Genomic DNA, 12950 nt, shown 5'->3' with positions numbered 1-12950 from the left:
GCTTACCTTAATTTCAGGCTGGAGAGGCCAATGAGAACTAATAAAATGGTGATGATCCAGAAGCGAACAACAACTTGCGTTTCACGCCAGCCGCCCAATTCAAAATGATGATGAAGTGGCGCCATCCTAAAAATGCGACGCCCTTCTCCAAAACGCCTCTTGGTAAATTTGAACCAGAAAACTTGCAACATGACTGAGAAAGTTTCTGCCACGAAAATACCGCCCATCACAAAGAGGACGATTTCTTGGCGGACAATGACTGCAATCGTTCCAAGGGCCCCACCTAATGCGAGCGCGCCAACATCACCCATAAATACTTGAGCGGGATGTGTGTTGTACCAAAGGAATGCCAAGCCGGCACCCCCCATTGCTCCACAGAAAATCATGAGCTCACCAGCGCCAGGAATGTAAGGGAATAGTAGATATTTTGCGTAAATCGCATTACCCATCACATAAGCAAATGCGCCTAATGCTGCCCCAACCAAAATAACGGGCATGATCACTAAACCGTCTAAGCCATCCGTGAGATTCACCGCATTACTGCTACCAACGATCACCAAGTAACTCAAGATAATGAAGCCCATCACTCCAAGCGGATAACTAATTTCCTTCATAAAGGGAATCAGCAAATTTGACTTAGCCGGCAAATCTAAGGCAAAGCCACTCTTGAGCCAGTCAAAGAACAATTGCAATACCTTAAGATTGTTTACTTCTGAGACTGAGAATGCCAAATAGATAGCGGCAAATAATCCAATCAAGGTTTGCCAAAAGAACTTTTCTCTCGAGGCCATTCCCTTCGGATCTTTACGGGCCACCTTGCGATAGTCATCAACCCAGCCCACCAATCCAAAACCAAAGGTCACGATCATGACAATCCAAATAAAGCGATTGCTTAAATCCGCCCACAGCATGCAAGAAATGAAGATCCCCAACAGAATCAACACGCCACCCATCGTTGGAGTACCCGACTTTACTAAATGGGTTTGAGGACCATCTGTACGAACAGCTTGTCCCATTTTTAATGCGGCTAATTTACGAATGACCCAAGGACCAGCGGCTAAGCCAATCAAGAGGGCGGTTACCGTTGCCATCACCGCTCTAAAGGTAATGTAGTTAAAGACTCGAAAGAATCCAAAATCATCCTGCAGCCATTGGGCCAAGATTAAGAGCATGTTTTAGCCTCCTTTAATAAGGCCTGCACCACACGCTCCATGCGCATAAAACGAGAACCCTTAACTAAAATATCCAAATGCGTTGGAGCATGAGATGCTTGATCTCCCAATACGCCACTAAGCTCTGCCAACAAAAGATCTAATTCGAGGAAATGCAAAGCTACTGAAGATTGATCTTGTTGCTTCTTCACCGCATTAAATCCATGTACTGCAAATTCACATTGCTCGCCCAAAGCAAATAGCTTGGCAATACCACGCTCTGCAGCGTAAGCACCAACCTCTTGATGAAACGCCGGGCCTTGATCACCCACTTCACCCATATCTCCAAGAACCAGCCAAGATAAATTTCCTGACTGGTGAAGCGCATCAATCGCAGCCCGAACTGAATCAGGGTTGGCGTTATAGCTATCGTCAATCAAGGTGATATGGGGGCTTACCTGTTTTGCTTGCATGCGGCCGTTCACAGGCGAGAAGGATTGCAAACCTTCTTTAATGTTTTCCAAACTCAATCCCGCACCCAATGCAACGGCCGAGGCCGCCAGCGCATTGCGAATATTGTGATTACCCAACGTATTTAACCGAACCTCTACTTCACCTTGCTCAGCTTGAATGTTTAGCTTTCCATTTTCTAAGAGTCGTCCGCTTACGGCCGCACCCTTGTGATCGACATGAGAAGACAGGCTGAAGTCAATCATTTTTCTTCCTGTCGCAGCCTGGCGCCAAAGCTCAGAAAATTCAGAATCCGCAGGAAATACAGCCACACCATTTAATGGAAGGGCACCGAGTACGGTCGCGTGCTCTTTGGCTACTGCCTCAACAGTCGCCATAAATTCTTGATGCTCACGCTGAGCATTGTTGATCAGCGCAATAGTAGGCTGAGCAATCACCGCTAATTGCGCAGTCTCACCGGGATGGTTCATTCCAAGCTCAATCACCGCTAAGCGGTCGCTGGGGCGTAAACGCAATAATGTGAGAGGCAAGCCAATATCGTTATTGAAATTGCCCTTAGTCACCAAAGTATTTGCCTCGCCTACCGCCGCCTTAAAAATCGACGCGATCATTTCTTTAACAGTAGTCTTGCCATTTGACCCAGTAACTACTGCAACCGGTATTGAGAATGTGGCACGCCAAGCTTGAGCTAATTTACCCAACGCCACCTTGGTATCAGCCACACAAAGAGCGGGGAAATCTTTAGGGCATACATCTTGTTTACTAATTAATATAGCCGCCGCTCCAGATTGAGCAACATCTAACAAGAAGTCATGCGCATCAAAACGCTCACCAATCAAAGCAACAAATAGTTCGCCTTGCTCTATCTGGCGGCTATCAGTGCCCACCTTAGAAAGCGACAATGATTTAGCATCTTCTTCAGAAATATTGAGCAAGACGCTTCCAGGCAACATCGCATGCGCTTGAGCTAGTGTTGTCATCATCGACATCAGATGCACCCTCCAGCAGCAAGACGAATATGTTCTTGATCGGAAAAATCGAATTTTTTACCTTGAATCTCTTGGGTAGATTCATGACCCTTACCGGCGACCAATACAACATCTTTAGTGTCCGCATGACGCACTGCAGCCATAATCGCTGCCGCACGATCTGGAAGTATCTGCACCTCTTTAAAGTCAGATGCTATGCCAGAGCGGATCATGGCAATAATTGACTCGGGATCTTCGGATCTTGGGTTATCGCTTGTCAACACAATGTGATTAGCGAATTCTTCAGCGATACGACCCATCTGCGAGCGCTTACCAGAATCACGATCTCCGCCGCATCCGAATACACACCAAATCTTTCCACCCCTTTGGTTCGCGATTGGGCGCAACGCAACTAATACCTTCATCAACGCATCCGGCGTATGCGCATAATCAACAACAACCATAGGGCCATCGGTGCGCTGGGTTTTATGCAAAGAAATTAATTCCATGCGACCAGAAACTGGGCGCAACTTACCCATCCGCTTAGCAGCGTCATCCACACTGAAGCCCTGGGTCAATAAAACCGCCCATACCGCCAAACTATTGCTTAAATTAAATTGACCCAAAACGGAAAGATGAATGGCGCTTGCACCCATACCTTCACAATGGAATGTAGCGTCATATCCCAAAGAACTCAGAGCACAGTCTTTTATATAAACCCGCTTTAAGCGATCTGCAAACTTCTCAAAGCCAGTAAAAGCTTCTTGGCTGAGTGCATAACCCCATACCCGAATCTGATTGGCTGCAAGCAATTTCACCGCAAGCTCACGCCCAAATGCATCATCTAAATTAATAACTGCATGCTCAAGACCGGCGCACTGGAAAAGTTTGGCCTTCGCTTCTGCATATTCGGCCATAGTGCCGTGATAATCCAAATGATCTTGAGTCAAATTGGTAAATACAGCGCACTGCACATGTAATCCAGCAACACGCTCTTGATCGAGCGCATGCGATGAGACCTCTATCGCTATACGATGGGCGCCACTATCATGCAATTCTTTAATTTGTGTTTGCAAACGAGGTGCATCTGGAGTGGTGTACCCGGTCTGTAGAAGTCCGCCAGGAAACCCTGTACCTAAGGTCCCAAGCACGGCTGCTCGATCCAAAGGTTCATCAAGCGCCTGAGCGAGCCACTGAGTAACAGTCGTTTTACCGTTAGTACCGGTAACGCCAATCACATTTAATTGCGCACTCGGATGCTCATACCATTCCGCGCACAGCTTTCCAGCAAGTAATGCCAAATTCTCAACAGCAATACATTGCGGATGATCTAGATATTCGTTTGCCACGCCATCAATCGGATCAAATACGATAGTAGCCGCGCCATTAGCGAGTGCTGCAGAAATATAGTCACGACCGTCACGATATGCAGTACCCCGACCTACCGGATACGCAAAGAAAATATCCCCGACAACAATCAGACGACTATCAGCAGAAATTTTTGCAGAGGACGAAGTAAGGCCGTGCAAGTGGGAGATCAAAAGATGAGGTTCGATAATCACTGTCGCCATCATCTTTTCAAAACCGCTGGTTGTACTTTTGCAGAAGCAGTATGAATTTCTACAGGAGCCTTATCTTCTAGCGCCATTTGCTTCACATTACTATCAGGCAACACATTCAGCGTGCGTAATGTTTCACTAACAATAGTAGAAAACACGGGTGCCGCAACATCACCGCCGTAGTGACTACCGCCAGTTGGCTCATCAATCATGACGGCAACCACAATCCGTGGGGCGCTAATTGGCGCGATACCGGCAAAGTAAGCGCGGTATTTATTTCCATAACCCTTACCCACTAATTTATGGGCAGTACCAGTTTTTCCGCCAACGCGATAGCCCTCAGCTTGCGCCTTAATCGCTGTGCCGCCTGGCTCCGTTACTGTCTCGAGCATGCTCCGCATTTCTAGCGCTGTCTTTGCAGAGATGACATGAGTGCCAGGCTTAAAGTCTGGACTGCGCTCAATGGTAAGAGGCACCAACTCACCATCACGAGCAAAGATGGTGTACGCACGCGCTACCTGAAAGAGGGATGCGGATATACCGTAGCCAAATGCAATACGCGCCTGATCAGTCGGCATCCATTTTTTATACGGATGTACCGTACCAGCTACTGCACCTGGAAAGCCAATCTTTGGTGACTGACCCAATCCCACGGAAGTGTAAAAATTCCACATCTCTTCGGCGGAAAGATTATTCATCGCAATTTTGGCTGTACCAATATTGCTCGACTTCTGAATGATTTGAGCAACCGTTAAATTGCCATAAGGGTGTGTATCCGTAATCGGCTTAGGGCCTACCAAATATTTGGCGCCAATAACTAAATTAGTATTAGGTGCAACAGCACCCTTCTCCAAAGCAATCGATATTGTCAAAGGCTTGATTGTTGAGCCAGGTTCAAACGTATCGGTCAACACACGATTACGCAATTGCTCGCCAGTTAATTTCTTACGGTCATTTGGGTTGTAGCTTGGATAATTTGCTAAAGCCAAGATTTCACCAGTCTGCGTGTCGAGCACTACAGCCCCACCAGCACTTGCATGATGCTGCTCAACCGCATTCTTCACAGCGTTATAGGCAAGAAACTGAATCTTGCTATCAATAGAGAGCTGAAGATCCTTACCATTTTGCGGTAATTGCAAAATCGCAACATCTTCCACAACCCGACCCAAGCGATCAACCACGACACGGCGCTGCCCTGGATGTCCAGCCAAATCCTTTTCTCTTGAGAGCTCCATGCCCTCTTGGCCACGATCTTCAACATTGGTAAAGCCAACGACGTGAGCCATCGCCTCACCTTCTGGGTAGAAGCGACGGTATTCATTATTCAAGCCAATACCTGGTATTTCTAATTGCTTAATTTGCTGAGCAACCTCTGGATCCACCTGGCGCTTCAAGAAGATCTGTTTTCGCTCTTCTTTTAATTTTTTACGCAACTCAGCTTCGCCAATTTGCAATAAGCCAGCCAATTTACGAATCTTCTCCGCGGACAAATCATCGGGCACTGTGTCGTTATAGGCGATAACAGACTTCGCTTCCAAACTTGTAGCAATAACTTGGCCATTGCGGTCCAAAATTTTTCCACGGGAAGCGGGAAGCTCCAACTCACGCTGTGTCCCGCGCACGCCCTTGGCTTCATAAAAAGCATTTCCCGGACCCTGAATCCAAAAAGCGCGGATCAACAGCAACATAAATACGAAGAACAGCATGAACAGCATCAGGCGTGACCGCCACATCGGCAGACGCAATACTAAATTCGGCGTAGTTGAAAAACCTACTGGCCTCATCTAGCCTCCTTCAGATACAAAGTACGCTCTGGGGAGATGGGGACCATATGTAATTGATTACGAGCTACATCACGAATACGAGCAGATTTAGATAAATTCCGTTGCTCATACTCAAGACGCAACCAATCCTGGTTCAGCTTGCGCTCTTCAATTTGAGCGCGCTCTAGTGAAATAAATAATTTACGCGCGCGTTGTTGAGCAGCCACCAAAGAAAGTGCGCAGACCAGTAACAATACGAGCAAGGTAAGTGTGGCGCGATTCAAGCCAATGCCCCCATTCGCTTTTCAGCAATGCGCATAATGGCTGAGCGAGCACGAGGATTTTCTTGAACTTCCTCATCACTTGGCTTAACGCGCCCAATAATTTCCAAAGCGCTTTGCGGTAAATCTTTTTCGCGCACCGGTAATCCACGTGGCACCTCAACCTTGGAGTGTGCCTGCAAAAATTGCTTAACGATGCGATCCTCTAATGAGTGAAAGCTGATTACCGCCAATCGAGCGCCTGGCTTTAATAATTTCAGCGCCGCCTTCAAACCCAGTTCCAAATCTTCTAGTTCGCGATTGATAAAAATTCGCAATGCTTGAAATGTTCTTGTCGCAGGATCCTGCCCCACTTCTCTAGTACGCACAACACTTGCCACTAAGCTTGCAAGCTGCAAGGTTGTTTTAGGCGACAAGCCCTCTTCACGCTTTGCCACAATGGCTTTAGCAATCTGAGATGCAAAACGCTCCTCACCGTAAGTCTTAATCACGCGTGCGATTTCCTCTTGTGGTGCCTGTTCCAACCATTGCGCTGCCGTCAAACCAAACTCGGTGTTCATGCGCATATCCAGCGGACCGTCTTTGCGAAATGAAAATCCTCGATGCGCTTCGTCTACCTGTGGAGAGCTGATACCCAGATCCAACAAAATGCCATCCACCGACTCTGGTTCCGCATACTGATCCATCTGCGCAAAACTGTCGTGAACTATTCGAAGTCGTTGATCGTTGATTTTTTCGGCGACTGCTATTGCATCCAAATCTTTGTCGAAAGAGATCATTCGCGCATTGGGGTTGAGGTGTGCAAGCAATGCTTGAGTGTGGCCACCACGCCCGAATGTTCCGTCGATCAAGAGTAGATTTTTTGAGGCTTCTGGAGAGGTGATGAGTGGGCCACTGATCAGCGCCGTCACCGCCTCGGCCAGTAACACTGGGCGATGAGTTATGTTCATGGCACCCTGTCATCAAAAATTAAATTGCTTCAATGCTTCAGGCATGCCTTGCGCAATGGCAGCCTGTTCTTTTGCGGCGTAAGTAGCCGCATCCCACAACTCCAAGTGACTGCCCATACCAAGGAGCATCACTTCTTTTTCAATGCCAGCAGCAGCACGTAGCTCTGGACCCACCAGAATTCTTCCGGCGCTATCCAAATCCAGCTCAGCGGCATTACCTAGAAAGATTCGACGCCACCAATGGGCATCCATCGGCAATTGGGCGACGCGTGAGCGAAAAGTTTCCCACTCAGGGCGCGGGAATACCAAAAGGCATCCGTCAGGGTGCTTGGTAAGCGTGATTCGGCCCTCGCCTTGAACCAACAAGGCGTCACGATGCTTTGCCGGCACAGACATGCGGCCTTTTGCATCTAAATTGAGAGCTGACGCACCTTGAAACACCATTTACCCCACTTTTTCACACTTCCTCCCACTTTAGAGGATCGTAATAAGAGGGTCAAGTGTTTTTGGGTAATTTTTTGGGAAATTCCCTAGTGATTACAAACACTTAGCGTCATGTGTTCACAAAATGGTGATCATAAAAATGCTACTTGAAACAACGGCTTGGAAAATATACTTAAGAATAGGTCTTAGCTATTTAGCTGGCTAATGGGTCAATATACTGTATTAATAAACAGTATCTTTAATAAAAATCAATCAAAAAAAGCAATTTAAATCTAAATTTTGTAAGCAGTGCTCGTCATGATTTTTGATACAGCCTGCATTACATTCTTAATGGGTTGGGGCAAAGCTACTCCGCCCGCCAAAATGGCTGCCTGCCCATGCTCAATTTCATCGACACGCATTTGATCAACAATGGCACGTGAGCGCTGATCTTCTTTGGGTAGCTTTTCGAGGTGGCCTTCTAGGTGATTTTCAACCTGCTTTTCTGTTTCAGCAACAAATCCCAGACTCCATCGATCACCCCCTAAGCCAGCAATGATGCCGATTGCGAAGGATCCGGCGTACCAAATTGGGTTGAGATAGCTTGCATGAGAACCCAACTCATGAAGTCGAGTCTCGCACCAGGCCAGGTGATCCATTTCCTCTTGTCCAGAGTGATCGAGCATCTGACGAATCTCTGGATTACGAGCCACTAATTTTTGAGATTGATAAAGCGCCTGAGCACAGACCTCACCGACATGATTAACGCGCATTAATCCAGCTGCGTGCTCACGCTCTTTTGCGTCCATGAATGCAGCGGCATTCGCCTCTGATCCCGGCATCGGACGCTGTGCATTTGCACCCCCCGCCACTGAGCGCAGGGCGGTATCAAACTCAATAATGAAGCGATCGATGAGCGCCATATTTACCCAAAAATCTTAGACCAAAACCTCTGCCTTACAGCTTTGCTTGGTCTTCAATCCGAGTTCAGCCAAAAGCTCACGGTCTTGCTCAGCCTCGGGATTGCCGGTAGTGAGTAGTTGCTCACCATAGAAAATAGAGTTTGCGCCAGCCTGAAAACACATTGCCTGTACAGCCCTGCCCAACTCTTGACGACCGGCGGATAAACGCACCCGTGCACGAGGCATCGTGATCCGAGCAACAGCTATCGTTCTAACAAATTCCAGGGGATCTAAAGGCTTTTGATCCTCCAAGGGAGTGCCCGCAACTGGAACCAAATGATTGATAGGCACTGACTCAGGATAAGGACTTAAATTCGCTAGGCGAGCCAAAAATGCTGCACGTTGCTCGCGCGACTCGCCCATACCAACAATACCACCGCAACAAACTGACATTCCAGCAGCGCGCACGTTAGAAATCGTATCTAAACGGTCCTGATAGCCTCGCGTGGAAATGACCGAGCGATAGAAATCCTCACTCGTATCTAGATTATGGTTATAAAAGTCCAAACCGGCTTCCTGCAGGGCCTGAGCCTGATTAGCCTCCAACATCCCCAAAGTGGCACAAGTCTCAAGGCCGAGGGCTTTTACACCCTTAATCATGGCTGTCACCTTCTCGATATCGCGGTCTTTTGGCTCCCGCCAAGCGGCGCCCATACAAAAACGGTTAGATCCAGCGGCCTTGGCGGCTTTAGCGGCTTCAAGGACCTCATCCAAATCCATTAACTTGTTCGCCTTCACATCCGTGTCGTAGCGGGCTGCTTGAGGGCAGTAGCCGCAGTCTTCTGGGCATCCACCAGTCTTAATGGATAACAAGGTTGCTAATTCCACATCGCCATCAGGGAAGTTTGCCCTGTGCACCTCTTGGGCCTTGAACATCAGATCGCTGAAAGGCAAGGCAAAAAGTGCCTCAATCTGGTCAACTGTCCACGCACTCGCGGCATCCACCCCTGTATTTACCTCATGCGATAAATCCGCCTTGGATTTAAATTGGGTAAGGAGTTTTTCAGTGGTTTGGGCTGCCTGCATGGTCGAATTCCAGAAAATAGATCAAATCAAGCCATAAACATAACAGATACAGGGCTAAATTAGGAAAAACTAGTGGTCAAATACCAAACATGAAGGTTATTTCTGATTCAAATCAAATCCCTCTGGTTGAGCGCAGCCTCAAGACCGTTTGGCACCCCTGCACCCAGATGAAGCATCACGAATCCCTCCCTTTGATCGCGATCACCAAAGGTAAGGGGCCCTGGCTATTTGATGAAAAAGGAAACGCGCTCCTCGATTGCATTAGCTCTTGGTGGACCAATTTGTTTGGCCACTCTAATCCGCGTATTAATCAGGCGATTAACAACCAGTTAGAAAAAATTGAGCACGTCATGCTTGCTGGATTTACCCACCCTCCAGTAGTGGAACTTTCAGAAAGACTGGCAGCTCTCACAAAGGGTCATTTGGGTCATGTGTTCTACGCATCGGATGGCGCATCTGCTGTAGAAATTGCTCTCAAGATGAGTCATCACTTTTGGCGCCTGAATAACAAACCAGAAAAGAAAAAATTTGTTTGTTTAGAAAACGGTTATCACGGAGAAACTCTAGGCGCACTAGCAGTGACCGATGTCGCCATCTTTCGTGAAGCATATGGTTCACTATTACAAGATGTTTTAACTGCACCCTCACCAGATGCCCGAAAAGCACAAGCAGGCGAAAGCCCTGAAGATATTGCCAAGCGCGCTGCCGATGCATTAGAAAAAATATTTGAAGCTGAGCATCAGAATATTGCCGCCATCATTATTGAGCCACTCGTTCAGTGCGCAGGGCAGATGGCAATGTATTCACCGGAGTATTTGCGCTTAGTAAGATCGCTCTGCGATCGCTTTGATATCCACCTGATTGCCGATGAAATCGCCGTAGGTTGCGGTCGCACCGGAAAGTTTTTTTCATGCGAGCACGCCGGTATTTGGCCAGACTTTTTAACCTTATCCAAGGGTATTAGTGGTGGCTACTTACCCCTATCACTGTCAATGACGACCGATAAAATTTATCGCGCCTTCTATGGCGATAAAACGCAACAAGGTTTCTTGCACTCACATTCTTACACTGGCAATCCTCTAGCCTGCGCAGCAGCTCTTGCTTGTTTAGATATTTTTGAAAGTGAAACTGTTCTTGAAAAAAATATTGAACGCAGCAAAAATCTGGCAACCGAATTTGCCTGGGCAAAAGCAGATTCTCGAATTGAACATTGGCGCCAACAAGGCATGATCTTGGCATTCGATATCAAACTTAAGTCACTTGAAAGGCCAAACACTTTCCCGCGCGAGATGTTTTCAGCAAACCTTCGTGAGGGCATGCTCATCAGACCCATTGGCAACACCATTTATGTGATGCCTCCATACATTTTGAGTGCGGATGAAACAGCTCAAATGGGAGCATCGGTAAAGCGCGCTTTAGATCAGGTGCTAGCGTGAATAACCGTTTTAACGCATTAAGCATGGCGGAACATCAGATTGAAAATCTAGATGCGCAATTGCTCAAACGCAAATTACGCGTTACAGAATCTCCTTGCGACGTAACAGCATATGTAGGTCAGCGAGAACTGAAAGCGTTTTGCAGTAATGACTATTTGGGTCTCGCCAATCATCCTGACTTAATCAATGCGCTTACTGAAGGCGCTATGCGCTATGGGGTTGGCAGTGGCGCCTCCCACCTCATCAGCGGCCATAGCATCGCCCATGAATTACTAGAAAAAAAGCTGGCGGAATGTGAAAGGAAACACATACCTAATGCGCGCGCCTTGTTCTTTAGCACGGGCTATCTCGCTAACGTCAATGCTATTACTGGCTTAGCGCGCCTTGCAGAATCTAGCGATGTCAGCATCTATTCAGCAAAACTCAATCACGCATCAATCATCGACGGCGTTCGCCTTGCTAGCGCACAAACGAAGGCCACAGTCACCCTATTCGACCATCAAAATCTTCATTCTTTATTAGAATCCCTTAAGCAAGATACGCACTCGCTTAAATTGATTGTGGTTGATGGTGTCTTCAGTATGGATGGCGATCTCGCCCCGGTAAAACAGCTTCTTGAGCTCGCCGAACAATATGACGCCCTACTCATGGTGGATGATGCGCATGGCTTTGGTGTTTTGGGCGAACAAGGTCATGGCATTCTTGAAAAATGTGATGTGCACTCAGAACGCATTATTTACATGGGGACACTAGGAAAAGCAGCTGGCGTAAGCGGTGCCTTTCTTTGCGCAAGCACACCCTTTATTGAGTGGCTGATTCAAAAGGGCCGCCCCTATATCTACAGTACGGCAACTCCACCCGCTATTGCGCATACCCTACTTCACAGTATTGAATTGATAGAAGGCGATGAGGGCAAACGTCGTCGACAGCAACTCAATCAACTTATTCAAATTTGGCAAACAGAAATGTCATTCTCCAAGTGGCTGAAAGTGGAGTCGCCAACTGCCATTCAGCCCGTCATTCTTGGGAGCAATGCCAATGCATTAGCCGCAGCAAAACTGTTAGATGAAGCGGGCTATTGGATTCCAGCTATTCGACCACCCACAGTTCCTGTTGGTAGCTCACGCCTTCGGATTACCTTCTCCGCAAATCATAGCGAGAATGATGTGCGTGAACTCATCAAAACATTAAAGCGCATTGAACAAACAGTAGAAAGAGAACATCAAGCTTGAATCTATTGACCAGCTATTTTGTGACAGGCACAGATACTGAAGTTGGAAAAACTTTAGTCAGTGGTGCCCTCCTCCTCAAACTCAAAGAGGCGGGGGTCAATGCATCCGGATTTAAACCCGTTGTTGCAGGAACGTATATTGATTCAAGTGGACAAAAACGCAATGAAGATCTCGAAACTTTGCGAATTGCATCTGCATCAGCACTCAACCAAGAAAATCTTTGCCCTTACATTCTGGATGAGGCAATTGCCCCCCACCTGGCGGCTAAAAAAACGGGTGCGCACTTAGATTGCGCCGTTATTCTCAATGCGCTTGAAGGAATTAGCGAGCAATTCGATTCTGTAGTGGTAGAGGGCGCCGGAGGATTTTTAGTTCCCCTCAATGCTCAGGAAGATTTAGGCGATCTAGCTCAAGCAATGGACTTACCCGTGATCCTAGTAGTGGGCATGCGCTTAGGATGCATTAACCACGCCCTTTTGACATGTGAAGCCATTCAGTCACGCCAATTGCCGATTGCTGGATGGATTGCAAATACCCTTTCCGAGGAAATGCCCGCTCTAGAGGAAAACCTAGAAACACTAAAAGAAAGAATTTTTGCGCCTTTCTTAGGGCTCATTCCCACACTTCCAGATCCACTTCAAAAATTCAATAACGCGCCTTACTCCATGGATGCCCTACGTTTTGCTGCGCAGCACATAACGCTTCCAGACTAAATTCAGATAAGATGA

General features: G+C 47.4%; 12 protein-coding genes. 3 read left to right on the top strand and 9 right to left on the bottom strand.

Going from position 1 to position 12950, the window contains the following annotated elements; translation table 11 throughout:
- Positions 1–2 precede the first annotated feature (2 nt).
- The 9 genes from mraY to bioB all read right to left on the bottom strand — a co-directional run bounded on the left by mraY (position 3) and on the right by bioB (position 9554).
- Positions 3–1172 carry a phospho-N-acetylmuramoyl-pentapeptide-transferase gene (mraY, locus tag FD960_RS00855; protein WP_215299284.1) on the bottom strand — a complete coding sequence of 390 codons (1170 nt, stop codon included), beginning with the start codon at positions 1170–1172 and terminating at the stop codon, positions 3–5.
- Positions 1163–2611, bottom strand: coding sequence for a UDP-N-acetylmuramoyl-tripeptide--D-alanyl-D-alanine ligase (gene murF, locus FD960_RS00850; protein WP_215299283.1), 1449 nt, complete (start codon positions 2609–2611; stop codon positions 1163–1165). The genes mraY and murF overlap by 10 nt, the downstream gene beginning before the upstream one ends.
- Positions 2611–4164 (bottom strand): UDP-N-acetylmuramoyl-L-alanyl-D-glutamate--2,6-diaminopimelate ligase, encoded by a 1554-nt coding sequence (locus tag FD960_RS00845; protein ID WP_215299282.1) that lies wholly within the window; start codon positions 4162–4164, stop codon positions 2611–2613. The genes murF and FD960_RS00845 overlap by 1 nt, the downstream gene beginning before the upstream one ends.
- Positions 4161–5933 carry a penicillin-binding protein 2 gene (locus tag FD960_RS00840; RefSeq protein WP_215299281.1) on the bottom strand — a complete coding sequence of 591 codons (1773 nt, stop codon included), beginning with the start codon at positions 5931–5933 and terminating at the stop codon, positions 4161–4163. Before FD960_RS00840 ends, FD960_RS00845 begins: the two co-directional genes overlap by 4 nt.
- On the bottom strand, positions 5930–6196 hold the full coding sequence (gene ftsL / locus FD960_RS00835; protein ID WP_088527827.1) for a cell division protein FtsL: 267 nt from the start codon (positions 6194–6196) through the stop codon (positions 5930–5932). The genes FD960_RS00840 and ftsL overlap by 4 nt, the downstream gene beginning before the upstream one ends.
- On the bottom strand, positions 6193–7143 hold the full coding sequence (gene rsmH / locus FD960_RS00830; RefSeq protein ID WP_215299280.1) for a 16S rRNA (cytosine(1402)-N(4))-methyltransferase RsmH: 951 nt from the start codon (positions 7141–7143) through the stop codon (positions 6193–6195). Before rsmH ends, ftsL begins: the two co-directional genes overlap by 4 nt.
- A gap of 12 nt (positions 7144–7155) precedes the next feature.
- Positions 7156–7584 carry a division/cell wall cluster transcriptional repressor MraZ gene (mraZ, locus tag FD960_RS00825; protein WP_215300512.1) on the bottom strand — a complete coding sequence of 143 codons (429 nt, stop codon included), beginning with the start codon at positions 7582–7584 and terminating at the stop codon, positions 7156–7158.
- Positions 7585–7859: 275 nt separating this feature from the next.
- Positions 7860–8489, bottom strand: coding sequence for a 2-polyprenyl-3-methyl-6-methoxy-1,4-benzoquinone monooxygenase (coq7, locus tag FD960_RS00820; protein ID WP_215299279.1), 630 nt, complete (start codon positions 8487–8489; stop codon positions 7860–7862).
- Positions 8490–8504: 15 nt separating this feature from the next.
- Positions 8505–9554 carry a biotin synthase BioB gene (gene bioB, locus FD960_RS00815; protein ID WP_215299278.1) on the bottom strand — a complete coding sequence of 350 codons (1050 nt, stop codon included), beginning with the start codon at positions 9552–9554 and terminating at the stop codon, positions 8505–8507.
- An 89-nt stretch (positions 9555–9643) separates the two neighbouring features.
- Between bioB and bioA the strand changes: the two genes are divergently transcribed.
- The 3 genes from bioA to bioD are packed head-to-tail and all read left to right on the top strand — an operon-like array spanning position 9644 to position 12935.
- Positions 9644–10990, top strand: coding sequence for an adenosylmethionine--8-amino-7-oxononanoate transaminase (gene bioA, locus FD960_RS00810; protein ID WP_215299277.1), 1347 nt, complete (start codon positions 9644–9646; stop codon positions 10988–10990).
- 23 nt (positions 10991–11013) lie between these two features.
- On the top strand, positions 11014–12222 hold the full coding sequence (locus FD960_RS00805; RefSeq protein WP_215300510.1) for an 8-amino-7-oxononanoate synthase: 1209 nt from the start codon (positions 11014–11016) through the stop codon (positions 12220–12222).
- The gene (bioD, locus tag FD960_RS00800) at positions 12219–12935 is read left to right on the top strand and encodes a dethiobiotin synthase (protein ID WP_215299276.1); all 717 of its coding nucleotides are present in this window, start codon (positions 12219–12221) and stop codon (positions 12933–12935) included. The genes FD960_RS00805 and bioD overlap by 4 nt, the downstream gene beginning before the upstream one ends.
- The last annotated feature ends 15 nt before the right edge of the window (positions 12936–12950 follow it).

This window comes from Polynucleobacter sp. AP-Nino-20-G2, assembly GCF_018688235.1.
Lineage (GTDB): Bacteria > Pseudomonadota > Gammaproteobacteria > Burkholderiales > Burkholderiaceae > Polynucleobacter.
Note: the sequence above shows the minus strand (reverse complement) of the source record. Positions and strands in the feature narration are given on the sequence as shown.